The following is a 23268-nucleotide window of genomic DNA, read 5'->3' on the forward strand; positions in this document are numbered from 1 at the left end:
CGCGATGTCCTCGCACACCTGTTCGCGATGTCTCCGGTCCAAACACCCCCTTGAGGGGGAGATGGCCGGCAGGCCAGAGGGGGGTGTGACGGAGTGCCGTCATTTCGGCAATACCTTCATTTCCCCTTCCACACCGGATCGCGCTTCTCGGCAAAGGCGCGAAAGCCCTCGAGATTGTCCTCCGAGCCGTAGAGTGCGTCAACCGTCGACAGTTGCCGGCGCGTCACCCGGTTCATCGCGTCCTGGAACGTCAGCGATTCTGCGACCCGGGCCGTCTCCTTGATCGCGGCGAAGACCAGCGGCGGGCCGCTGGCGAGCAGCCGCGCGATCTCCCAGACGCGGTCCTCCAGTCTTTCCTTGGGCAGCACCTCGTTGACCAGGCCCCAGCGATGCGCCTCGGCGACATCCATCCAGCGGCCGGTGAGCAGAAGGTCCATGGCGACATGGTAGGGGATACGCTTCGGCAGCTTGATCGTCGCCGCATCGGCCAGCGTGCCGGCACGGATTTCGGGCAGCGCGAAGGAGGAGTGGTCCGACGCATAGATGAGGTCGCAGGATAGCGCCAGTTCGAAGCCGCCGCCGACCGCCATGCCGTTGACGCAGGCGATCACCGGCTTGTTGAGGTCGCGCAGTTCCTGCAGCCCGCCGAAGCCGCCGACGCCGTAGTCGCCGTCGACAGCGTCGCCGCCGGCCGCTGCCTTCAGGTCCCAGCCGGCGCAGAAGAACTTGTCACCGGCGGTCTTGACGATGGCGACGCGCAAGTCGGGATCGTCGCGAAACGCCTTGAAAGTCTCGCCCATCAGCCGCGACGTCTTCAGGTCGATGGCATTGGCCTTGGGCCGGTCGAGCGTGACTTCGAGGATAGTGCCCTCGCGGCGGGTGGTGATGACGTCAGACATTTTTGTTCTCTCCAAGCACCAGCAGCGCATCGGCGATCCAGGCGCCCTTGCGTTCGGTGCAGACGATCAGCGGATTGATGTCGAGTTCCTCGATCTCGCCGGCGTTTTGCTGCACGAAAGCGGCAATGCCCGATATCGCACCGATTGCCGCTGCAACATCGGCCTTCGGCCGACCGCGATAGCCGTCGAGCAGCGGGAACAGTTTCAGCCCGCGCAAAGCGGCCTCGATATCGTCGCGGGTCGCCGGCAGCATCAGCGTGACGCTGTCGCGCAACAGCTCGACCAGCACGCCGCCGGTGCCGAGCGTCATCACGGCGCCGAACATCGGGTCGCGGGTGAAGCCGACGAGCAGCTCGGCGACGCCGTCGCGCACCATGCGCTCGACATAAAGGCCCGTGCCGAGCGGGCCGAGATCGTGGGCGGCGGTGCTGACGGATTCGGCATCCCTCAAATTGAGCCGGACCGCGTCGAGCTCGGACTTGTGGATGACGCCAAGGGCCTTCAGCGCCACCGGGAAGCCGAGCGCCATCGAGGAGATGACAGCTTCGACCGCGTTGCCGGCGCGCTCGCCCTTCGGCACGGGGAGCCCGGCCTCGATGAGCCGCGCCTTCGCCTCGGCCTCGTCCGGCGTGACATGGTCGCGGGCGGGCGCCGCGGACGCCGAAGTGTCGATCGGCTGCGCCTGCGGCTCGCGCCAGGCCCAGCCGATGAAGGCCGCCGCCTGGGCGGCGTCCATGGCTTCGGAGATGCCGAACAGCGGCACCATGCCCCGCGCCATCAGGCCGGCAGTGTATTCCTCGGGCAGGTTCTCCGGCAGCGAGGAGACGATCGCGCCTTGCGCGCTGTTGGTCTTCAGCGCCGATTCGAAGGCGCGCAGCGTCGCCCACCAGTCGGTGTCCGAGCAGCGGTCGGGGCGCGGGAAATCGAGCACCAGCATGTTGAGGTCGAAGCCGCCCGACACCATCGCGGTGAAGGTGGCGGTCATCGCCGGCTCGTTGTTCCAGATGAAGGTGTGGTAGTCGAGCGGGTTGGCCACCGCGACCAGCGGCCCGAGCGTCGATTTGACATGCACGCGGTGCTCGGGGGTGAGTGGCGGAAACGTTACCCAGCGGCCTTCGGCGCTGTCGGCCATGACCGACGCCTCGCCGCCCGAACAGCTCATCGATGATAGCCGGTAGCCGGGCAGGGGGCCGGTGACGTGCAATAGCTTGAGCGCCTCGATGAAGGCGGGAATTGAATCGATGCGGGCGATGCCGAGCCGCTTCAGGAAGGCGCCGGACGCTGCGTCCGAGCCGGCCAGCGACGCGGTATGGGAAACGGTCGCCTGCCGCGCCTGCTCGGAGCGGCCGACCTTCATGGCGATGACAGGCTTTTTCAGCTCGCGCGCCCGTGCCGCCAGCCTTTCGAAGCCGGCTACCGAATCGAAAGCCTCGATATGCAAGCCGAGCGCGGTGACACGGTCGTCCTCGATCAGGCCGAGCGCCATTTCGGAAAGCCCGGTCTGCGCCTGGTTGCCGGCGGTCATCAGAAAGGCGATCGGCAGGCCGCGCTTCTGCATCGTCATATTGATGGCGATGTTCGACGACTGGGTGATGATGGCAACGCCGCGACTGCCTTCTGGCAGCCTGATGCCGCCATGCTGGTCGGGCCACAAAAGCGCGCCGTCGGCATAGTTGATGAGCCCGTAGCAGTTCGGCCCAATGATCGGCATTTGGCCGGCCGCCGCGACCAGTTCGGCCTGCAGCCGCTCGCCGTCCTCGTCATAGGCCTCGGTTTCGAGGAAGCCGGCGGCGAAGCAGACCGCACCGCCGGCGCCGCGCTCGGCCAGTGCCTTGACCACTTCGATGGTCAAGTGCCGGTTGACGCCGACGAAAGCGGCATCCGGCGCACCGGGCAATTCGGCCACCGAGCGATAGGCCTTGCGGCCGGCGACCTCGGCCTTGCTCGGATGCACCGGCCAGATATCGCCGGCAAAGCCCATCTTGATCGATTGCGCGACCACGGCGGCAGCCTGCGCACCACCAAAGACGGCGATCGTTCGTGGGCGCAAAAGACGTTCAAGTTTGTGCATGAACACCCCCCTCTGCCCTGCCGGGCATCTCCCCCTCAAGGGGGGAGATTGGCAGTTGGGCCGCCGGCCCCAGGCATGCAACGGCAATAACTGGCGAAATCAGGAATGGCGGCCGATCTCCCCCCTTGAGGGGGAGATGTCCGATAGGACAGAGGGGCGCGCGAAGGAATGCAAACATTGCGCTGTTCAGCCCCCGAACGGGCGCAGCAGCGCCCGCGAGATGATGTGGCGCTGGATTTCCGAAGTGCCTTCCCAGATGCGCTCGACGCGGGCGTCGCGCCAGATGCGCTCGAGCGGCAAATCGTCCATCAGCCCCATGCCGCCATGGATCTGGATCGCCTCATCGGCGACGAAGGCAAGCATCTCGGTGGCCTTCAGCTTGGCCATGGCCATGTCCTGATCGGTAACGGTGCCCTGATCGTACTTCCAGCCGGCTTCGAACACCATCAGGTCGGCGGCCTTCAGCTCGGTCGCCATGTCGGCGAGCTTGAACGACACGCCCTGGAACTTGCCGATCGGCTGGCCGAATTGCTGGCGCTGCGCGGCGTATTCGATGGCATGGCCAAGCGCCCGCTCGGCACGGCCAAGGCAGGTGGCGCCGACTTGCAGGCGCGTTGCGCCGAGCCATGAATTGGCGACATCGAAGCCTTTGTGGACCTCGCCCAGAACCTGGCTCGCCGGCAGCCGGCAATCGTCGAATTCGAGGATGGCATTGGTGTAGCCGCGATGCGAGACGTTGCGGTAGCCGTCGCGCACGGTGAAGCCCTTGGTGCCCTTGTCGACGAAAAAGGCGGTGATCTTCTTGCGTTTGCCACGCGAAGCCTCTTCCTCCCCCGAGGCCATGAAGACGATGGCGAAATCAGCGAGGTCCGCATGGCTGATGAAATGCTTGGTGCCGTTCAGCACCCAGTCGTCGCCGTCTTGCACGGCGGTTGCCTTCATGCCGCGCAGATCGGAGCCGGCGCCCGGCTCGGTCATTGCCAGGCAATCCCATTTCTCGCCGCGAATGCAGGGAAACAGATATGTTTCGCGCTGCTCCGGCGTGCCGGCGAGAAGGATGTTTGAAGGCCGCGCCACGCAGGTCCAATGCAGCGCATAATTGGCGCGGCCGAGTTCCTTTTCATAGAGCAGCCAGGTCACCGTATCGAGCCCGGCGCCGCCGACATCGGCCGGCATGTTGGCGGCATAGAGGCCGGCTTCGATCGCCTTGGCCTTGATCTCCTCGATCAGCTCGCGGCGCAGCACGCCGGTACGCTCCACTTCGCGCTCATGCGGGTAAAGCTCGTTCTCGACGAAGGCCCGCGTCGTCTCGACGATGAGCTTCTGCTCCTCCGAAAGACCAAAATCCATGGTCTCAGCCTTTCTTCCTTTTCTTCGGCTTTTCAGCCTTGGACTTTTCGGCCGCCTTGGAGGCGGTGGGCTTCTTCGCCGCAAGCTTGGCCAACTGCCTGGTGTAGTCCTTATGCAAGGCGCCGGCACCCCAGCCTTTGCCTTTGTTCTGCTTCGACAGTGCCTCCATGATGGCGACCAGATTGTCGTCGCGGATCTTTTCGAGATCGCGGATCGACAGACCGTGCGCCTGGTCGTCCGACTGGGTCGCGATCAGCTCGACCAGCTGGTCGTTGAACTCCGGCACGTCCATCAGCTTGGTCCACGGCCATTTCAGGCACGGGCCGAACTGCGCCATGAAGTGGCGCATGCCGGCCTCGCCGCCGGCGACGCGATAGACCTGGAACATGCCCATCTGCGCCCAGCGCAGGCCGAAGCCATAGCGCATGATGTCGTCGAGCTCCTCGACCGTGCAGATGCCGTCCTTGACCAGCCACAGCGCCTCGCGCCAAGCTGCTTCGAGCAGCCGGTCGCCGACGAACGCTTCGATCTCCTTGCGGATCACCACCGGCTTCATGCCGATCGAGGCATAGATCTCCTTGGCGACCTCGATCGCCTCGGGAAAGGTCTGTTCGCCGCCGACGATTTCGACCAGCGGCAGCAGATAGACGGGGTTGAACGGATGGCCGACGACCAGCCGCTCCGGATGCTTCTTCATCGCTACCTGCATGTCGGTCGGCTTGATGCCGGAAGTGGAGGAGCCGACAATTGCGTTGGCCGGCGCATAAAGGTCGATCTCGGCCAGCACGCGGTGCTTCAGGTCGAGCCGTTCCGGCACGCTTTCCTGGATTAAATCGGCGTCGGCGACCGCCTCGGCGATGGTCTTGGCGAAGGTAAGCTTGCCCTCCTTCGGCAGGCCGCCGGGCAGCATCTGCTTGTAGGCGCGTCGTGCTCCCTTCATCACCTCGCCGACTTTGCGTGATGCCTCGGGGTCGGGATCGAAGATCGACACGTCGATGCCGTTGAGCAGCAGCCGCGCCACCCAGCCGGCGCCGATGACGCCGCCGCCGATGGCGGCCGCTTTGTTGATGATGCTCATGCGGAAGCTCCGGTTCTGGTGCTGGCTGTTGCGGGGTCGGTGAGGGCGACGCGTTCGCCGGCACGGATCACGCATGCGTCATAGGCCTTGCGCGCGAACACTTCGAGCACGAAGGGCCGGAAGAAATCGATCGGCAATGTCTCGTAATCCGGGTCGAAGCTCGACTGATCCCAGCGTTCGCAAAACTCATCGCAATCGTCGAAGTAGATGTGCTCGGCGAAACGGTCGCGGGCGTGCGGATTGCCGCCGAGGTGGTGGGCGTAATAGAGGCGCTGGAAATCGCCGTGCTTTTCCACCACCCAGGTGCATTGCTCGCGCACAAAAGGCTTCAGGATCGACGCCGCATACTCGTCGTGGTTATAGGGCGCGTAGATGTCTCCGATATCGTGCAGCAAGGCGCAGGCAATCCAGTCGGTGTCGGCGCCGTCGCGCCAGGCCCGTGTTGCCGCTTGCAGTGAATGGCCGAGCCGGGTGATCTTGTAGCCCGAGAGGCCCGCATCAAGCTGGACGAGCGCGTCGAGCAGGCGCTCGCCGGTCTTTGCCGCGTAGTCGATCTCGTGCTCGGTGAGGAAGGCGTAATCCTCGCGGTCGCCGTCCTTCATGGCGGTGAATTTCACGGTCTTCATCGGCGGCTCCTCCCAACCGGCTACCGGCTTTTCAAAGCGGTGCGCGCTTCGTCAGGTTCAGCTTCTTGCGGACTTCGTCCGGGCCGATGACCCTGGCGCCCATATTCGACACGATGCTGACCGCCCGCTCGACCAGCTGCGCATTGGTCGCCAGCACACCCTTGTCGAGCCAGAGATTATCCTCCAGTCCGACGCGGACATTGCCGCCGGCCAGCACCGCGGCCGCGACATAGGCCATCTGGTTGCGGCCAATGGCAAAGGCCGACCAGTTCCAGGTCGACGGTACATTGTTGACCATGGCCATGAAGGTGTTGAGGTCGTCCGGCGCGCCCCACGGCACGCCCATGCACAATTGCACCAAGGCGTCCGGCTTCAGCACTTCTTCCTCGACCAATTGCTTGGCGAACCACAGATGCCCGGTGTCGAAGGCCTCGATCTCCGGCTTGACGCCGAGCGCCGTCATCATGCCGCCCATGGCACGCAGCATGCCGGGCGTATTGGTCATGACATAGTCGGCCTCGGCGAAATTCATGGTGCCGCAATCGAGCGTGCAGATTTCCGGCAGGCACTGGCGCACATGTTCCATGCGGTTGCTCGCGCCGCCCATGTCCGTGCCTTTTTCGTTCAGCGGCAGCGGTTTCTCCGGCGGGCCGAATACCATGTCACCCCCCATGCCGGCGGTCAGGTTCAGCACCACGTCGACGTCTGCCGCGCGGATGCGCTCGGTTACTTCGCGATAGAGATGCACGTCGCGCCTAGGCTTGCCGGTCTCGGAATCGCGCACGTGGCAGTGCACGATCGCCGCACCCGCCTTTGCCGCCTCGATGGCCGAATCGGCGATCTCTCTGGGCGAGCGCGGCACATGCGGGCTGCGATCCTGCGAACTGCCGGACCCGGTCACGGCACAGGTAATGAAAACCTCACGGTTCATCGCTAACGGCATCGGATTCTCTCCCAATAGAACGTAGGGCAAGAATGCCTGACTTGCCGGAAACTGTTTTGCGTTTTACGAAGATCGTGTGACCAAAAACGAAAAACCGACGATCTTTCGGGCCGAGCGTTTGCCGCTCAAGGTAACGCTGCTGGTATTCTCCGGCTCGTCGATCATGTGCGTCGCCTCGGCCGTCGATCCGTTGCGCGCCGCCAACCGCATTGCCGGTGAGACGCTGTTCGATTTCAGGCTGGTCTCGGTGACAGGCGAGGCGCCGGTCACCACATGCGGCCTGCCGGTGGCGGTCAGCGGCCGCTTCGATGCGGCTGACACAACCGATATGCTGGTCGTCGTCGCCGGCTTCGGCTCGCAGAACCATGCCACATCGGCCTTGCTGTCCGGACTGCGCCGGGCGGCGCGCGCGGCACGCGCCTGGGGCGGCGTCGAGGCCGGCACCTGGCTGGTTGCCCGCGCCGGTCTGCTGGAGGGGCGCAGCGCCACCACCCACTGGGAGGACATGGAGGATTTCTCGTCGGCCTTTCCCGGCGTCGACGTGCGCCCCGACCGCTACGTCATCGATGGCCCGGTGTTCACCACCGGCGGCGCCTCGCCGACCTTCGACCTGATGCTGCATCTGATCCGCACGCGGCTCGGCATGGCCGTGGCGCTAGATGTCGCGAGCGTCTTCATCTACGACCAGGCGCGCGCCGCGACGGACGCGCAACCGCTGGTCTCGCTCGGCCGTCTCGACGGCTACGATCCCAGGCTGGCGCAAGCCATTCGGCTGATGGAAGCGCATGTCGACCAGCCGCTGACTATCGCCGCCGTGGCAAAGCGCGCCGGGGTGACGGCACGGACGCTGGAAAGCATCTTTCGCAAGTCGATCGGCGAAACGCCCGGCGCTTATTACCTCAGGCTGCGCCTCGGCGCCGCGCGCCGGCTGGTGGTCGACACGCGCATCGCCATGGCGGACATTGCCGGGCGAACGGGGTTTTCGTCCGCCGCGGCATTTTCCAGAGCGTTTTCAAGAGCGTTCGGCGAAGCGCCGGTCAGGCTGCGTCGGGGATAATGCATGTCGCCCAAAAGCTTGGCCACGGGCTTGACCCGAGGGTGCGTAGCGGTTTTGCGATAACGACATGCATAGGCAAAGGTAGATCAGGCAGCGTCCTGGCGGTCGCTGCTGCCGTCGATCTGCGAGCGCATCTGTCTCGCAAGATGGGTCTCGAACCGGCTGGCGACCGCGCGATCCCATTCGTTTGCACTCAGCGCACCTTGTTTCGGGTGCGGCAGCGCCATCAGCCGGTCGATGATCGATCCAGCCTCGCCAGATGAGAGCAGGGCGTCGATTTCGCGTTCGTGCTGCATATCGTTTCGCCTCCTTCTTTCTGAATCCCGCCACGAACCACACTATAGGAGGTTCGTGACGGCTGTTTGAAGGCAAGAGCGAGGCGATTGATGGGCGATGCCGGGCAAAGTTTTGTCCGCCGCCGCCCATCTTGGGCACGATCGTTCCGGCAGGTCACGCAGTGCTTCAGCCAAGCCGCATCGACAGTTCAACATCCTCGCCGAACGGCGTGGACATGTAGCCACTCCCGGTCGAGCGCACCCGCTCGAGGTATTCGGGGCAAAGATCTGCGTTGTCGGCAACGACGAAGGCGCCCGGTCTGAGGCGGCTTTCAACCAGACTCAAGATCTCGGGATAGAGCGCTTTGGCGCCGTCGAGCAGAAGCAGGTCGACGCTTTCGGGAAGATCGACGCTTAATGTTTGCAGCGCGTCTCCTTCGCGGGTTTCCACCATGTCAATGAGACCGCCTGCTGTCAGATTACTCCTCGCGCGCGCGACCTTGGATGGCTCGAACTCGCTGGTGATCAGGCGGCCACCGCCATTGTCCCGCAAGGCTGCGGCAAGGTGCAGGGTCGAGATGCCGAACGAGGTTCCAAATTCGACGATCGTCCGTGCGCCGCTGCCTCGTGCCAGCATGTAGAGCAGCGTGCCGGTCTCTCGCGAAACGGGAAGCCAGAGATCCCTTAGCCGCCCATAGAAATCGAGGTATTCGGTCTTGCTTCGAACCAGCCGCATCCGCTCCTCGGCGGAGAGTTCCGCCACTGCAGGGCTTGTTGCCGCAGCGGCTTCCTCGAACAGGCGGTCCAGCAGGGGCGCGAGCGGCGTTGTCGTCAGTGTGGTCATATCGGTCTCCAGTCGGAATTGAATGCGTTCTTGTGCGACATTCAAAATACGACTAATCATTCGCATTCACTAATCGCATTGGCGCGGCTCTCAATGAGCGACAACCGAAGTCCGCGGATTTCCTCGCGAAAACAGCCGAAGCAGGCCCGCTCGGCGGAGCTCGTCGCTGCGATTTTGCAGGCTGCTGTTCAGGTTTTGGCGAGGGAAGGCGCGCAGCGCTTCACCACGGCGCGCGTGGCCGAGAAGGCCGGCGTCAGCGTCGGATCGCTGTATCAGTATTTTCCGAACAAGGCGGCGATCCTGTTCCGGCTCCAGAGCGACGAATGGCGGCAGACGACCAGTTTGCTGCGCGATATCCTCGAGGATATCAGGAAACCGCCGCTTGACCGGCTGCGCGACCTGGTCCACGCCTTCCTCCGCTCGGAGTGTGAGGAGGCTGCGGTGCGTGTGGCGCTCGACGACGCCGCCCCGCTTTACCGCGACGCGCCCGAGGCGCAGGCGGCGAGGGCGTCCGGAGACCGCACCATCCAGCTCTTCATGCAGGAGGCGTTGCCGAGCGCCGCGCAAGCGACTCGCGAATTGGCCGGCGACCTGGTCATGACGACGCTCAGCACGGTGGGGAAGCAGTTCTCGGAGACGCCTCGAACCCCCAAGGAGATTGAAGTCTACGCCAACGCCATGGCCGACATGTTTTGCGCCTACCTGAGAGGCCTCGATCACGGCTAAGGCGCGCCAGACCCGGTCAGCGAACAGGCCACGCGAGTTTCACACGGGGCAAAACCTTCGTCGGTTCAGCCCCGCAGAAAGCCGTCTTAGCCGGCGGCCGCTGAACAATACGGCCGCGAACCGGGTACGCCTCAGACGTACCGGTTGACGATGTTTTCGAGCAATTCCTGGCGGCCGGATCTGGGCTGCGGCTCGATCTTCTCTTTGACGACGCGCTCGGCGATTTCCTCCAGCGTGCGCTTGCCGGCAAGCATCGCCTTGGCCTCGGCCGAATCCCAGCCGGCATAGCGCTCGGCGAGCGGGGCGGACAGCGCCTTGTCCTCGACCATGCGCGCTGCCGCCTTCAGGCCGCGAGCGCAGCAGTCCATGCCCCCGATATGGCCGATCAGCAGGTCCTGCGGATCGAGCGACTGGCGCCTGAGCTTGGCGTCGAAATTGGTGCCGCCGGTCTTGAAGCCGCCGGCCTGCAGCACCTGGTAGTAGGCCAGAGCCATCTCCGGCACATTGTTGGGGAACTGGTCGGTGTCCCAGCCCGACTGGTAGTCGTTGCGGTTCATGTCGATCGAGCCGAAAATGCCGAGCGCATTGGCCAGCGCCAGTTCATGTTCGAACGAATGGCCGGCCAGGATGGCGTGGCCCTGCTCGATGTTGAGCTTGACCTCGTTCTCCAGTCCGAAACGCTTGAGGAAGCCATAGACGGTGGCGACGTCGTAATCATACTGGTGCTTGGTCGGCTCCTGAGGCTTCGGCTCGATCAGGATGGTTCCTTCGAAGCCGATCCTGTGCTTGTAATCGACGACCAGGTTGAGGAAACGGCCGGCCTGTTCCTGCTCGCGGGCAAGGTCGGTGTTGAGCAGCGTCTCATAGCCCTCGCGGCCGCCCCACAGCACGTAGTTCTCGCCGTTCAGCCGCTTGGTGACGTCGATGCAGTGTTTCACCGTCGCCGCCGAATAGGCAAAGACGTCCGGATCGGGATTGGTGGCGGCGCCCGACATGAAGCGGCGGTTGGAGAACAGGTTGGCCGTGCCCCACAGCAGCTTGACGCCGGTCTGCTTCATCTTTCCCGAGAAATAATCGGCGATCTCGTCGAGCCGCGCCGCACTTTCGGAAAAGTCCCGGCCCTCCGGCCGCACGTCGGCATCGTGGAAGCAGAAATAAGGCGCGCCCAGCAGCGAAAACATCTCGAAGGCGACGTCGGCCTTGAGTTTGGCCAGCTCCATCGTGTCGGTACCGCCGGCCTTGGGGAACCATGGCCGGTCGAACGTCTGACCGCCGAACGGATCGCCGCCCGGCCAGGCGAAGGAATGCCAATAGGCGACGGCAAAGCGCAGATGGTCTTCCAGCCGCTTGCCGGCGACGATCTCGTCGGGATTGTAGAACCGATAGGCCAGCGGATTGGTCGAATCCGGTCCCTCGTATTTGATCTGTTGGATGTCGCCGAAAAAACCGCTGCTCATGTTTTTTTCCTCTCGCATGGTTCGGCCTGATTACCTCAGGCGTAATTGGTTTCGCGCTGGCGCTGGTCGAAAAGGCTCATGTCAAAGCCACCCAACGAAGGAGACAGACCATGACCGACCTCAACACCATTGCCGAAAACTACATCGCCGCCTGGAACGAGAGCGACGCCGCACGCAGGAAAGCCTTGCTCGAGGCGACCTTCACCGAGGACGTCGGCTACCGCGATCCGATCATGCGGGGCGACGGCCATGACGGCATCGCGGCGCTGATCGACGGCGTTCAGCAGCGCTTTGCCGGCTTCAGGTTCTCGCTGAAAGGCAAGCCGGACGGCTTCGCCGATACCATCCGCTTCTCCTGGAACCTCGGGCCGGAAGGCGTCGGCTCCGTCATCGAAGGCACCGATATCGGCGTCATCGAAAATGGCCGGCTGAAAAGCGTCACCGGCTTTCTCGACAAGGTGCCGGCACAGTGAGGCCTTCTCGGCAGGCCACGGCGAGGGCGGGAAACCGCTCACGCCGTGGCGCTCCTGATCGCCGGGTAAAGCTGGCGGTAGCGCTGATAGGCATCTGCATAGGCATCGCTTAGGGCGGCGACCGGCTCGACCGTGGCGTCCGTCGCCGGCGCCGTGCACACGGCGCGCGGATCGGCGCCTGTCGCCGCGATCAGGCCAAGCCGGGCCGCGCCGAAGGCGGCGCCGAAATCGCCGTCGGCTGGGATATCGACTGGCAGGCCAAGCGCTGTGGCGATGGCCTTCAGCCAGTAGCGCGAACGCGAGCCGCCGCCGATCGCCGTCACCCGGGTCAGCGTCGTACCGGCTTTGGCCAGGGCTTCGAGGCTGTCGCGGAAAGCGAAGGCGACGCCTTCGAGCACGGCCTGGGTCAGCGCCGCGCGGCCGGACTCGTGGGCAAGCCCGGTAAAGGCGCCCCGAATGACGGAATCATTGTGAGGCGTCCGCTCGCCTGACAGGTACGGCAGGAAAGAGACACCGCTCGGCGCCTGCAGCGCATCGCCGAGTTCGGCGGTCAACTCGCCGGCACTTTTTCCAGCGATCCCCGACAGCCAGTTGAGCGAATCGGTTGCCGACAGGATGACGCCCATCTGGTGCCAGGTGCCGGGCAGTGCGTGGCAGAATGTGTGCACGGCGCTTTCCGGATTGGGCAGATACGACGCGTTGGCGGCAAAAAGCACGCCCGACGTGCCGAGCGAGACGAACGCCTGCCCGGCGCCGACCGTGCCCATGCCGCAGGCCGAGGCCGCGTTGTCGCCGGCCCCGCCGGCGATCGGGATGCCCGGCTGCATGCCCCATTTGGCGGCCAGTTCGGCGCGCAAGGCACCGGCCTTGGCCGTGCCTTCGACCAATGACGGCATCTGGCTTTCGTCGAGCGACGTCGCGGCGAGCAGTTCGGCGGACCAGGCGCGTTTGCCGACATCGAGCCACGACGTGCCAGCCGAATCCGACATTTCCGAAATATGCTCGCCGGCGAGCCAGAGCCGCAAAAAGTCCTTCGGCAGCAGGACCTTTGCCGCCTTGGCAAAAACAGCCGGTTCGTTGTTTTTCACCCAGGCCAGCTTCGGCGCGGTGAAGCCGGGAAAGACGATGTTGCCGGTCAGCTTGCGAAAGCGCGGGTCGGCATCGAGCGCGGCCGCCTCGGCGTGGCTGCGTGTGTCGTTCCATAGAATGCAGGGGCGCAGCACCTGGTCGGCGGCATCGAGCAGAGTGGCGCCATGCATATGGCCGGAAAGGCCGATGCCTTTGACCGCCGCGAGTTCCTTCGCATGCATTGACCGCAGCTCGCCGACCGCCGCTTCGCAGGCGCGGATCCAGTCGGCCGGGTTCTGCTCGGACCAGCCGGGATGCGGGCGCGACACGTCGAGCGGCGCATGGCCGGAACCGACGATGCTCTGCCTTGCATCGATCAGCAGCGCCTTGACGCCCGACGTGCCGAGATCGAGGCCGAGATACATGTTTCCTCCCATGTCCGTCATGCCTGGCGGCGACGGTCTTTCTTGCTTCGCTGCCCAGTCCTGTGACACGGGCGGCGAAGATATCCCGGCAATCGTGCCGCCGGAAACGCACCCCGGTCAACACGCGAAGATTTTTTCGACGCTCGAAAAAATCTGGCCGGGGCAGTTTTTAAGGCAAGATGTGGCCGTGGTCAATTCGCCGCGGGAGCAGTTGCACGCCGTGAAAACAGTGCCGACAACGGGCTGTCCGGCCGTGCCAGCGCGCGTTCCGCCGCAAGCGCCCTCGCCAGCGCGCCATCACCGGAACGCAATGCCGCTTCGATCAGCGTCAGATCGATGACGTCGCGTTGTGCGTGGCTGCCGCCGAAGCGATGGGCGATTGCCCGGATCGGCCGGATCAGGCGTATCGTCCCGGCATAATTGCCCTCGCCGAATGCCTTGATGGCGAGCGTCAGGGGATGGCCGACATCCCTGGTGAAACCGGCGTTGTCGTCCTTGCCGCGCATCGCCTCGCGCTGCGCCTCGAGCAAGTTGCGGGCCGGCGCTTCGAGGCCGGCACCGACAAACGCCATCATCGCGTGGGCGTCGTTGAAGGCATAGTGGCCGGCGCTGGCCATGGGCACCCAGTTGGCGGCCAGTGCCGTCCAGCGCTCGCCGACATCGACGCCGCCGAGATGCAGCCGCCACAGGATCGCCGAGGCATCGACCATGTTGAGCGCCAGCATCGAGCGTTCGCCATAGATCGGCCCGTCATAGAGCGCCAGCACCTCGTCGATTTCGCCGAGATCATAGTGGAACAGTGCCAGATGCCACCAATTATGCACCTGCAGGAAGCTGTCCCGCGTCCACGCTTCGGGATTGGCGCGCATCCACAGAATGCCGTCCTTCTGCCGGCTCTGCATCTCCATGACATGGGCCACCGCATGCTGGGCCCAGCCGTCGCGCGGCTCGATATCGACCGCCATGCGGCCAAGTTTTTCGGCGCGCGCGTAATCGCCCATTTCCTCCAGGCCAAAGGCCTGCATGCCGAGTATGGCGTGATAGCCCGGCATGTCGCTCTGCCAGGACGGCAGCGCGCGACCGATGCGGTCGCGCAGCATGCGCGCATTGCCGGTGAAGAAGTCGATCTGGTGGCCGGTCTGCAGCGCCAGCGCATCGAGCGGAAACTCGATGGCGATATCCTCCAGCACGCGGGCGGCCTCGTGCCAGCGTCCCTCCGCAAGATGGCCAAGGGCGGCGACATGCGCCTGCTCGCGTGTTGTCGCGGCAAGCGGCAGCGCCGCCTCGTGACATGCCTTGGCCACCGCCGTCGCCTCACGCTCTGTGGCGAGGCCAAAGAGATAACCCTTGAACACCTGCGCCATGACGAAGCCGGGATCTTCGGCGATTGCCCGGTCAACGGAACCGACCGGATCGCCGATGAAGCACTGCAATTCGCGAACGGCCCGGCTGTAGGACGAGAGCCCGGCCTCCGTCGCGCCAGACAGTGTCAGGCCGAATGCGTCGCTCACCGCCATGGTCTGTCCTCAGTTGCCCGAGCGCATCGCCACTGTCGCGATCCCGGCGCCGACCAGCAGCGTGCCGCCGGTGCGGTTGAAGATGCGGATCGCCTTTGGGTTGCGCACCACGTTGCGCGCCCTTGCGGCGATCAGCGCATAACCGAAGGCATTGGCGAAGGCGAGCGCCAGGAAGGTCGTCTCGAAGATCAGCATCTGTGTCCAGAAATCCGCATGCCGGTCGAGGAACTGCGGCAGGAAGGCGACGAAAAAGGTGATGCTTTTCGGATTGAGCGCGGTAACCAGCCAGGCGTGCGCCGTCATTTTCGCCGACGACACCGCATCGGTGCGCGGTTCGGCCCGGAGCGCGCCGCCGGCGCGAAACAGCTTGATGCCGAGATAGATCAGATAGCCGGCGCCGATCACCTTCAGCACGGTAAACACGGTGGCGGACGCCGCCAGCAGCGCGCCGATGCCCAGCATCGACAGTGTCATCGCGGTGAAGTCGCCGAGCGCCACGCCGACTGCCATCGGCAGCGCGGTGCGCCAGCCCTGGCCGAGCGCATAGGAAACCACCAGCAGGATGGTCGGACCTGGAATGACCAGAAGGACTGCCGAGGCAGCGGCAAAAGCGGCCCAGTTTTCGAAGGACATTTTCTTCTCCTTGAGCTCAACGAAGAGGATAAATCCTTGGTCCCGCGCAGATGTAAAGAGGCAAAAATCGAAAAAGCCCCTCGTTAATGCCAGGCGGCTGGCCTTCACGCTTTTTCAACCATGATTGGCGAAAATGCCTGCTATTCGGCCGGACCGTGTTTCCCGTCGACAGCGTAGGGTTTGGGTAAATGCGTGAGTTGCCGCACGGTCTGTCGCTGCCGCATATTGGCGACGCAATCGAAACCGAAATACAGCTTTCCCGTCGCACGGTGCTGTCCGGCGCCGGCGCGCTGGCGCTGCTCGGCATCGCCGGCTGCAGCCAGACGCTGGATTTGCCGTCGCTTCAGCTCGACGACGTCACCACCGGCTCGATCCGGCCCATCCGTCCGAGTATCAGCGTCGACAAGAACATCACCAGCCCCGACGTGATGTACGCTTCGCTCACCGACGGTGGCTTCAATGTGCCGGAAGTGCCCTATCTCAAGGTCAAGCCGGAGTTCCGCCGCCAGATCGTCGTCGATCCGACCGGCGAGCAACCCGGCACCATCGTCGTTCACTCGCAGGAACGGCTGCTCTATCTGGTGCAGCCCGGCGGCGATGCGATCCGTTACGGCGTCGGCATCGGCAAGGACGGGTTCCGCTGGTCCGGCCGCGCCAACATCCAGTATGGCAAGGAATGGCCGGTCTGGACCCCGCCGCCCGAGATGATCGCCCGCAGGCCGGAACTGGTGAAATGGCAAAGCGGACAGCCGGGCGGCCTCGACAATCCGCTCGGCGCGCGTGCCCTCTACATCTATCAGAACGGCAGCGACACCGGCTATCGCATCCACGGCTCGCCCGAATGGTGGAGCATCGGCCAGGCGATGTCGTCGGGCTGCGTGCGCCTGATCAACCAGGACATCATCGACCTCTACAGCCGCGTCTCCAAGAAAAACCCGGTCGTCGTCGTCTGAACGGCGGCTTCGCCTTCAGCGATCACTCTGCCGTTGCGCGATGCCGCAAGACAGGCGAATGTGCCTGCGATTTCATCGCCCGGGAGACGTGAACAATGGCCGGAACTTTTGTCATCGCGCAAGGCGGCGGCCCGACCGCCGTCATCAACCAGACCGTGGTGGGTGCTGCGCTCGAAATCCGCAAGCGGCATCCCGGCGCCAAGGTGCTGGGATCCATCCACGGCGTGCGCGGCATTCGTGACGGCAATTACGTCGATCTTTCCGCCATCCCCGAGGATCGCCTGCGGCTGATCGCGGCGACACCGAGCGCCGCGCTTGGTTCGACGCGCGACAAGCCGGATGCGGCCTATTGCGACCTCATCCTCAACGGCTTGAAGAAAGCCGGTGCCGACGCCTTCATCTATATCGGCGGCAACGACACCTCGGGCACGCAGCAGATCCTCACCGACGCCGCCGGCGGCAAGATCGCCTTCGTGCATGCGCCGAAAACCATCGACAACGATCTCGAGGAGAACGACCACACGCCCGGCTTCATGTCGGCGGCCGAGTTCGTCGCTGGAGCATTCCTTTCGGTCGATCTCGATTTCCGCGCTCTGCCGGGCATCTATGTCGGCATTGTCATGGGGCGGCATGCCGGTTTCCTGACGGCCGCGTCCGCGGCCTGGCAGCTCGACCAGGACAGCGGCCCGCATCTCGTCTACGTGCCGGAGCGGCCGTTCTCGGCGGCCGGTTTCATCGACGACGTGCGCGCCACGCTCGACCGCCACAAGCGCTGCATCGTTGCCGTCTCCGAAGGCGTCAGCACCGCCGACGGCAAGGCGCTGGTCGAAAGCCTGGTGCCGCCGGAAAGGCTGGAGCGCGACCAACACGGGAACGTCAAGCTGTCGGGCAGCGACCTGCCGGCAGCCTTGGAGCGCGCGCTCGCCGAAGGATTGCCGGGCAAGCGGGCGCGCGTCGATGCGCTCGGCTATATGCCGCGCGGCTATGTCGGCGCCATCAGCGCGGTGGACGCGCAGGAGGCCTTCGATGCCGGTGCCTTCGCGGTCACGGTGGCCGACGAGGGCGGCGGTTCGGTGGCGCTGCAATATGACGGCAAGAAAACCGTGCTGAAAAAGGTGCCGCTGAAGAACGTCGCCGGCAAGACGCGCCATATGCCGGATGATTTCATGCTGCCCGACGTCAACCGGCTGTCCGATGCGGGGATGGCCTATCTGAAGCGGCTGGTCCCGCAAAAGTACAAGGTCGGCAAGCCGTTCGTCTGATGCGGCGTTGATCTGATGGACAGCTGGTTCAGCAAAACCATCGTCGACGCCAAGACGACGATGCTGACCGAGCCCTTCGTGCATGATTTCGTGCGTGCCAACATCTGGCATTTGCGCGGCCGCGATGTCGACCTGCTGGTCGACACCGGCATGGGTATCTGCCCGCTGGCGCCGCAGATCGACACGCCGTCCGGCAAGCCGCTGCTCGCCGTCGCCACGCATATCCATCTCGATCATGTCGGCTCGCTGCACGAGTTTCCGTTGCGGGCAGGGCCGCGCCACAGCGCCGCGCAGTTCGACAGCATGGATGAAGCGGTGACCTACGCGGACATGTTCCATGATCTGGAAGGCGCTGTTTCCAAGCTGCCGGCGCCGGGCTGGAGAGCCGCCGATTACAGGATTCCGCCGGCGCCTCTGGCCCGGACCCTGGACGAGGGCGACAGGATCGATCTCGGCGACCGCCAATTCCGCGTCCTGCATCTGCCCGGCCACTCTCCTGATTCGATCGCGCTGTTCGACGAGGCAGACGGCCTGTTCTTCGCCGGCGACGCCATCTACGACGCCATGCTGATCGACGACCTGCCGGATTCGGATCGTGCCGCCTACCGCTGCACGATGCAGCGCCTGCTCGACCTGCCGATCCGCATCGGCCATGGCGGCCATGGACCGAGCTTCGACGGCAGGCGGATGCGCGAGATCGCCACCACCTATCTCAGCCGGACCGACGGGACAGGCGAATAGGAGGCCTCGGCTGAGGCGGCGCAAATCTGAAGCGATTTGTCTTGCGCAGCTATTTTGTTCTTGCTTTGTGCCGGCAGCTATGCTAGTAATTTAGCTATGGTGCTGATTCGCCCCAACGACCCGCCTCCCGAGGCGGGTTTTGTATTTTCGGGTCTCGGCGCCAACGCCGCGAGGCGGTTGCCAGCTGGAAATTAAATCTTCGTAATATTATCTGGAAACCATCATCGGTGCCCTAGATGCGGGGCTGTCGATCCGGTCGGCTGCCGTGACAGGCGAGACAGGCAACGCCGACGACCGACGCGCCGACGAATTGTTCCGGTGACGGAACGTTGCGGCGCTCCGCCAATCTCTCGCCCGGACAACGGCCATGTCACCAATCCACACCCTTCGCAGACATCGCGTCGCCGCTTTGCTGGGCGCCGCGCTGATCGTCAGCCCCTTCGCCCTGTCTTTCGCTCCCAGGCTGAATGATGTCCTGGCGGCAACAGTGACCCCACCTGTCACCGGCATGACGGCGCCCCGCGGCTCGTTCGCTCCGGTCGTGGCGGCCGACAAACCGGCAGTGGTGACCATCACCACCCTCATGAAATCGGCGCAGTCGGACACCACGAGCGAGGCCTCCCCATTCGGTGGCAACGAGTTCGGTGGCAACTCGCCTTTCGACGACTATTTCCGCCGTTTCTTCGGTGACCAGGGACTGCCCGCCCCCAAGACACCGCCGGAACAGGCGCCGCGCACCGAGGCTCTCGGCTCAGGCTTCATCGTCGGTGCCGACGGCATGATCGTCACCAACAATCACGTCGTCGACGGCGCCCAGTCGGTCAAGGTGATGCTCGACGACGGCACCGAGCTTCCCGCCAAATTGATCGGCCATGACACGAAGAACGACCTTGCCGTGCTCAAGGTCAACGCCGGCAAGCCCCTGCCGACCGTCAAATGGGGCGATTCGGACAAGCTCATGCCGGGCGACCAGGTGCTCGCCTTCGGCAATCCTTTCGGCCTTGGCACCACGGTCACCGCCGGCATTGTCTCGGCGCGCGGCCGCGATCTGCACAGCGGCCCGTTTGACGACTTCATCCAGATCGACGCACCGATCAACCGGGGCAATTCCGGCGGCCCGCTGACGGATGTGTACGGCGATGTCGTCGGCATCAACACCGCGATCTTTTCGCCGAATGGCGGCAGTGTCGGCGTCGGCTTCGCCATCCCCTCGGACCAGGCGCAAAAGGTCGTCGCCAAGCTGATGAAGGGCGGCTCCATCCAGTACGGCTATCTCGGCGTCCAGATTCAGCCGGTGACGCCTGATGTGGCGAGCGCCATCGGCCTCGATCACCCTACCGGCGTGCTGGTCGCGCAGGTCAGCGACGGATCGCCGGCCGCCAAGGCCGGCATCGAGACCGGCGATGTCATTACCAGCTTCGCCGGCCAGGACATAAAGGATCCGAGGGATCTGTCGCGCGCCGTCGCTGACGTTGCGCCTGGCACGAGGGAAGCCCTCAATGTCTGGCGCAAGGGGAAAAGCCTGCAGATCTCCGTCGAGATCGGGCGCAACGAAGACGACACGGCGACGGGATCGGTGACCGGCGAGTCAGGTCAGCCGTCGACGGGGCAGGGCCTTCGCGCACCGGCGCTCGGTCTCGGCCTGATGGACGTCACTCCTGATGTGCGCCAGGCAATGAACCTGCCAGAAAACCAGCACGGCGCACTGGTCGAGCGCGTCGACCCGAACAAGGCGGCGTCGGCTTCCGGCATCCAGCCCGGCGACATCATCGTCGGCGTCGACCAGACTCCGGTGAGGAGCGCCAGGCAGGCAAATCAGGCGATTGTGCAGGCTGCCAAATCCGGCAAGAAATCGGTGCTGCTGCTTGTCGAGCGCGGCGACGCCCAGATGTTCGTCGCCGTCCCCTTCGCCAGCGGCTGAAGCGGGCGCCGCGCTGCCAAGATCAATGTAGAGCATTGCCGCCAGGCCGGAGCCAAGATTTCGGTTGCCCGCGCTCGCGTCTTCGAGAAAACTGACAAAGCTCGATTGGACCTTGCGCAAACGGATATTCTCGATGGTTACCCGAGGCTTCTCTTCCGGACGAAAGCCGCCGACGGATACGGATGCACGTATCCCGCCGGGGCAATATCTCGAGCAAGGTTTCCCGGTCCTGTCGGCCGGCCCGACGCCGCATGTCCGCACCGAGGATTGGTCGTTCACGCTTAAGCACGGGCCGCGGCCGATCAAGAAGTGGAACTGGGCCGAGTTCAACGCGCTGCCCTTGACCAAGATGACGCGCGACATCCATTGCGTCACCGCATGGACCAAGTTCGACACGGCGTGGCAGGGCGTGCTCGTCGACGACATCCTTGCCGACGCCGGCATCGAGCCGCCCACCGCCTTCACGCTGGCGCTGGGTTTCGACGGCTATTCCACCAACGTGCCGACGAAGGATATCACCGGTGGCAAGGCGATGGTGGCACTGCTTTATGAAGGCAAGCCGATCACTCCCGACCATGGCGGCCCGGCCCGGCTGCTCGTTCCGCATCTCTATTTCTGGAAATCGGCCAAATGGCTGAACGGGCTGCAGTTCACCGAGCGTGACGAGCCGGGTTTCTGGGAGTTGCGAGGCTATCATATCTATGGCGATCCGTGGCGCGAGCAGCGCTACACGAACGATCCATGAGCGACGGCCCGGCGGCGCAGTCGCCCTGGCAGACGGTCACCATCACCCGCATCCAAAAGCGCACGCCGCGGGTCACCAGCTTCTTCCTGCAGCCGTCGCGGCCCTTCGTCTATCGTGCCGGACAGCATGTCGATGTCAGGCTGACGGCGCCGGACGGCTATCAGGCGCGCCGCTCCTACTCCATCGCCTCGGCGCCGGAGACCGGCGAGACCATCGAGCTGGCGATTGAAAAACTCGAGGACGGCGAGGTCTCGCCGTTCTTTCACGAGATAGCGGCGGTGGGCGACGAGGTCGAATTGCGCGGGCCGCTCGGCGGCCATTTCGTCTGGTCAGACGGCGATGGCGGCCCGCTCCTGCTCGCCGGCGGCGGGTCGGGCGTGGTGCCGCTGATGTCGATGCTCCGCCACCGGGCGATGCGGGGATCGCTGGTCGCCGCCGCCCTGGTGTTTTCGGCGCGGGTCTGGGACGAGGTGATCTTTCGCGATGAGCTGATCGACCTCGCCGAGCGCCGGGATGGCTTCGACCTGGTGCTGACGCTTACGCGCGAGCCGGCCCGCCGTCCGGCGGATTATGCGCGGCGGGTCGACGCCGCGATGATGGTGCAAGCCATGACGAGGCTGCCCGCGCCGCCGAAGCTCGCCTTTGTCTGCGGCTCGAACGCATTCGTGACGGCCGCCGCCGAGGCACTGATCGATGCCGGGGTGCCTGCGGCACTCATCCGCACCGAACGCTACGGGGTCTGACCTGGTTCTTGCGCGGTTGCTGGCTTCGCCGGCCGGCACAAGCGGGCCGAAAACCGGCAGAACGGTGAGGCCGCGTTTGGCCGAAATGGTTAACGATTCGACAAAGAACCTCGGCTGCGACTTTTATCGGTTTAAAAAATCGAACCGAACGGTTCGTTTCTGTTGACAATGCGTGCAGGACGCTGTGAACGCTGCCTCCCAAGTCACCTTGCAGCCAGACCGAGGCGATAGACTATCTGCTTGACATTAAACGATAAAAATGTGGCGAAGGGAATCTCTGGCACAATTTCAAGGTGTAGATTCTTGGTCCACACCAAAAAACTTCGTGATTGGAAACTGGCCATTGGCTTTCCCACATCGGGGCTGTCCGAACGACGCGAATTCCCCCCAAGGCACGCAGCTAGACGGACGGAAAACTAAGATACTGGAGTACTAAAAAATGAAAAAGATCGCTCTTGCCGCCGTCGCCGTTTTGGCCATCACCGGCAGCGCCTTCGCTGGCAGCGACAACTTTGGTTCCAAGGGTGCGAACCAGCCTGCCGCTGCGGTCGACAGCTCGTATACGGCTTCCATTCAGAAGCCGGCTCATGCTGACCAGCAGGCTGTCCAGGGCGCCGACCGTAACCTCTTCGGCAACAACTAACAGCCGATCCCAGCATCAGGGCGGCGGGCATATCCGCCGTCCGGGGATCTGAAAAATTCAGGAGTATTAAGATGAAAAAGATCGTTCTTGCTGCCGCCGCCGTTTTGGCCATCACCGGCAGCGCCTTCGCCGGCAGCGACAACTTTGGTTCCAACGGAGCCAACCCGCCTGCTGTCTCGGTCGACAGCTCCTACACGGCTTCCGTCAAGACGTCGGACCAGGCTGAAAAGCAGCCGGTTGTCCAGGGCGCCGACCGTAACCTCTTCGGCAACAACTAACAGCCGATCCCAGCATCAGGGCGGCGGCATGCCCGCCGCTTGATTTCGAAAATCCAGGAGACCCAAAATGAAAAAGATTGTTCTTACTGCCGCCGCGCTCTTGATTGCCGCCGGCAGCGCTTATGCCCGCAACGACAATGTTGGCGGGACCGACATCAACAAGCAGTCGACCGTCAACGTCGACAAGACGCAGACGTATTCGGTGCGGGACAGCAACTCGCCGATCTACAAGCTGCTGAATTCGTCTGGCGATGTGCCCAAGTCCGCGCCTCAGGGCGCCGACCGCAACCTCTTCGGCAACAACTAGAGCAATTCCAGGAAAAGTGTGAAACGGCCGTCCGGAATTGCGTCAAAACAAGGACATAGAGCGGTTCGGCGTTCCGTGAAACGATGAACCGCTCTAACGGCCGAACTGGAATTCCAGACAAGAGGGGGGGGGCCAGGCCCCCCCCGGTTGGGCGAGGAAGGGGCCCCAAAGACATGGGGAAGCCCCCCATTATTTTTGGTTGATGGAGGCCGGGGGAGAGTAAAAAATATACC

24 protein-coding genes are annotated in these 23268 nt (G+C 64.2%); 12 read left to right on the top strand and 12 right to left on the bottom strand.

Annotation, left to right across the window (positions count from 1 at the left end; translation table 11 throughout):
• Positions 1–116: 116 nt before the first annotated feature.
• From NKH33_RS32240 to bcoG, 6 genes are all read right to left on the bottom strand, one after another.
• Positions 117–899, bottom strand: a complete 783-nt coding sequence (locus tag NKH33_RS32240) for a carnitinyl-CoA dehydratase (RefSeq protein ID WP_352472543.1) — start codon at positions 897–899, stop codon at positions 117–119.
• Entirely contained in the window at positions 892–2970 is a 2079-nt protein-coding gene (locus NKH33_RS32245) for an acetate--CoA ligase family protein (RefSeq protein ID WP_352923556.1), read from the bottom strand. The genes NKH33_RS32240 and NKH33_RS32245 overlap by 8 nt, the downstream gene beginning before the upstream one ends.
• 186 nt (positions 2971–3156) lie before the next feature.
• Complete coding sequence (locus NKH33_RS32250) at positions 3157–4320, bottom strand: acyl-CoA dehydrogenase family protein (protein WP_352923559.1); 1164 nt, start codon at positions 4318–4320, stop codon at positions 3157–3159.
• Between the two features lie 4 nt (positions 4321–4324).
• Positions 4325–5398 carry a 3-hydroxyacyl-CoA dehydrogenase NAD-binding domain-containing protein gene (locus tag NKH33_RS32255; RefSeq protein WP_352923562.1) on the bottom strand — a complete coding sequence of 358 codons (1074 nt, stop codon included), beginning with the start codon at positions 5396–5398 and terminating at the stop codon, positions 4325–4327.
• The gene (locus tag NKH33_RS32260; protein ID WP_352454777.1) at positions 5395–6024 is read right to left on the bottom strand and encodes an HD domain-containing protein; all 630 of its coding nucleotides are present in this window, start codon (positions 6022–6024) and stop codon (positions 5395–5397) included. Before NKH33_RS32260 ends, NKH33_RS32255 begins: the two co-directional genes overlap by 4 nt.
• 31 nt (positions 6025–6055) lie before the next feature.
• Positions 6056–6967, bottom strand: coding sequence for a 3-dehydrocarnitine:acetyl-CoA trimethylamine transferase BcoG (bcoG, locus tag NKH33_RS32265; protein WP_352472538.1), 912 nt, complete (start codon positions 6965–6967; stop codon positions 6056–6058).
• Positions 6968–7043: 76 nt separating this feature from the next.
• On the opposite strand from bcoG, the gene NKH33_RS32270 reads away from it, so the two are divergent.
• The gene (locus NKH33_RS32270; RefSeq protein ID WP_352472537.1) at positions 7044–8024 is read left to right on the top strand and encodes a GlxA family transcriptional regulator; all 981 of its coding nucleotides are present in this window, start codon (positions 7044–7046) and stop codon (positions 8022–8024) included.
• Positions 8025–8110: 86 nt separating this feature from the next.
• Here the strand turns inward: NKH33_RS32270 and NKH33_RS32275 are convergent, their stop codons facing one another.
• Together NKH33_RS32275 and NKH33_RS32280 are read right to left on the bottom strand one after the other, a co-directional pair.
• Positions 8111–8320 carry a hypothetical protein gene (locus NKH33_RS32275; protein WP_023680243.1) on the bottom strand — a complete coding sequence of 70 codons (210 nt, stop codon included), beginning with the start codon at positions 8318–8320 and terminating at the stop codon, positions 8111–8113.
• A 166-nt stretch (positions 8321–8486) separates the two neighbouring features.
• On the bottom strand, positions 8487–9143 hold the full coding sequence (locus tag NKH33_RS32280) for an O-methyltransferase (protein WP_352748847.1): 657 nt from the start codon (positions 9141–9143) through the stop codon (positions 8487–8489).
• Positions 9144–9236: 93 nt separating this feature from the next.
• On the opposite strand from NKH33_RS32280, the gene NKH33_RS32285 reads away from it, so the two are divergent.
• Positions 9237–9869, top strand: a complete 633-nt coding sequence (locus tag NKH33_RS32285; protein ID WP_352454840.1) for a TetR/AcrR family transcriptional regulator — start codon at positions 9237–9239, stop codon at positions 9867–9869.
• A gap of 131 nt (positions 9870–10000) precedes the next feature.
• Here NKH33_RS32285 and xylA read toward each other — a convergent pair whose 3' ends face one another.
• Positions 10001–11326: a xylose isomerase gene (gene xylA / locus NKH33_RS32290; protein ID WP_352782230.1), complete on the bottom strand. Its 1326-nt coding sequence runs from the start codon at positions 11324–11326 to the stop codon at positions 10001–10003.
• Between the two features lie 110 nt (positions 11327–11436).
• On the opposite strand from xylA, the gene NKH33_RS32295 reads away from it, so the two are divergent.
• A complete protein-coding gene (locus NKH33_RS32295; RefSeq protein ID WP_352923567.1) occupies positions 11437–11799 on the top strand; it encodes a nuclear transport factor 2 family protein in 363 nt (120 codons plus the stop codon).
• A 38-nt stretch (positions 11800–11837) separates the two neighbouring features.
• Here NKH33_RS32295 and xylB read toward each other — a convergent pair whose 3' ends face one another.
• From xylB to NKH33_RS32310, 3 genes are all read right to left on the bottom strand, one after another.
• A complete protein-coding gene (xylB, locus tag NKH33_RS32300; RefSeq protein ID WP_352923581.1) occupies positions 11838–13292 on the bottom strand; it encodes a xylulokinase in 1455 nt (484 codons plus the stop codon).
• Positions 13293–13483: 191 nt separating this feature from the next.
• Positions 13484–14809 carry a tetratricopeptide repeat protein gene (locus NKH33_RS32305; protein WP_352923568.1) on the bottom strand — a complete coding sequence of 442 codons (1326 nt, stop codon included), beginning with the start codon at positions 14807–14809 and terminating at the stop codon, positions 13484–13486.
• Between the two features lie 9 nt (positions 14810–14818).
• On the bottom strand, positions 14819–15442 hold the full coding sequence (locus NKH33_RS32310) for a LysE family translocator (protein ID WP_023718327.1): 624 nt from the start codon (positions 15440–15442) through the stop codon (positions 14819–14821).
• A 188-nt stretch (positions 15443–15630) separates the two neighbouring features.
• On the opposite strand from NKH33_RS32310, the gene NKH33_RS32315 reads away from it, so the two are divergent.
• The 9 genes from NKH33_RS32315 to NKH33_RS32355 all read left to right on the top strand — a co-directional run bounded on the left by NKH33_RS32315 (position 15631) and on the right by NKH33_RS32355 (position 23035).
• Complete coding sequence (locus tag NKH33_RS32315) at positions 15631–16395, top strand: L,D-transpeptidase (protein ID WP_352923570.1); 765 nt, start codon at positions 15631–15633, stop codon at positions 16393–16395.
• A 95-nt stretch (positions 16396–16490) separates the two neighbouring features.
• Positions 16491–17657, top strand: coding sequence for a diphosphate--fructose-6-phosphate 1-phosphotransferase (locus NKH33_RS32320; RefSeq protein ID WP_352451606.1), 1167 nt, complete (start codon positions 16491–16493; stop codon positions 17655–17657).
• 15 nt (positions 17658–17672) lie between these two features.
• Positions 17673–18398, top strand: a complete 726-nt coding sequence (locus tag NKH33_RS32325; protein WP_352923572.1) for an MBL fold metallo-hydrolase — start codon at positions 17673–17675, stop codon at positions 18396–18398.
• 367 nt (positions 18399–18765) lie between these two features.
• Complete coding sequence (locus NKH33_RS32330) at positions 18766–20319, top strand: DegQ family serine endoprotease (protein WP_352923575.1); 1554 nt, start codon at positions 18766–18768, stop codon at positions 20317–20319.
• 133 nt (positions 20320–20452) lie between these two features.
• Positions 20453–21064 carry a molybdopterin-dependent oxidoreductase gene (locus tag NKH33_RS32335; protein ID WP_352472529.1) on the top strand — a complete coding sequence of 204 codons (612 nt, stop codon included), beginning with the start codon at positions 20453–20455 and terminating at the stop codon, positions 21062–21064.
• On the top strand, positions 21061–21807 hold the full coding sequence (locus NKH33_RS32340) for an FAD-binding oxidoreductase (RefSeq protein ID WP_352923578.1): 747 nt from the start codon (positions 21061–21063) through the stop codon (positions 21805–21807). The genes NKH33_RS32335 and NKH33_RS32340 overlap by 4 nt, the downstream gene beginning before the upstream one ends.
• Before the next feature lie 439 nt (positions 21808–22246).
• Positions 22247–22450 (top strand): DUF680 domain-containing protein, encoded by a 204-nt coding sequence (locus NKH33_RS32345; RefSeq protein ID WP_352472527.1) that lies wholly within the window; start codon positions 22247–22249, stop codon positions 22448–22450.
• Between the two features lie 71 nt (positions 22451–22521).
• Positions 22522–22728, top strand: a complete 207-nt coding sequence (locus NKH33_RS32350; RefSeq protein WP_352743858.1) for a DUF680 domain-containing protein — start codon at positions 22522–22524, stop codon at positions 22726–22728.
• 67 nt (positions 22729–22795) lie between these two features.
• A complete protein-coding gene (locus NKH33_RS32355; protein ID WP_352454766.1) occupies positions 22796–23035 on the top strand; it encodes a DUF680 domain-containing protein in 240 nt (79 codons plus the stop codon).
• Positions 23036–23268 lie beyond the last annotated feature (233 nt).

The sequence above is a fragment of the Mesorhizobium sp. M1182 genome, assembly GCF_040318335.1.
Lineage (GTDB): Bacteria > Pseudomonadota > Alphaproteobacteria > Rhizobiales > Rhizobiaceae > Mesorhizobium.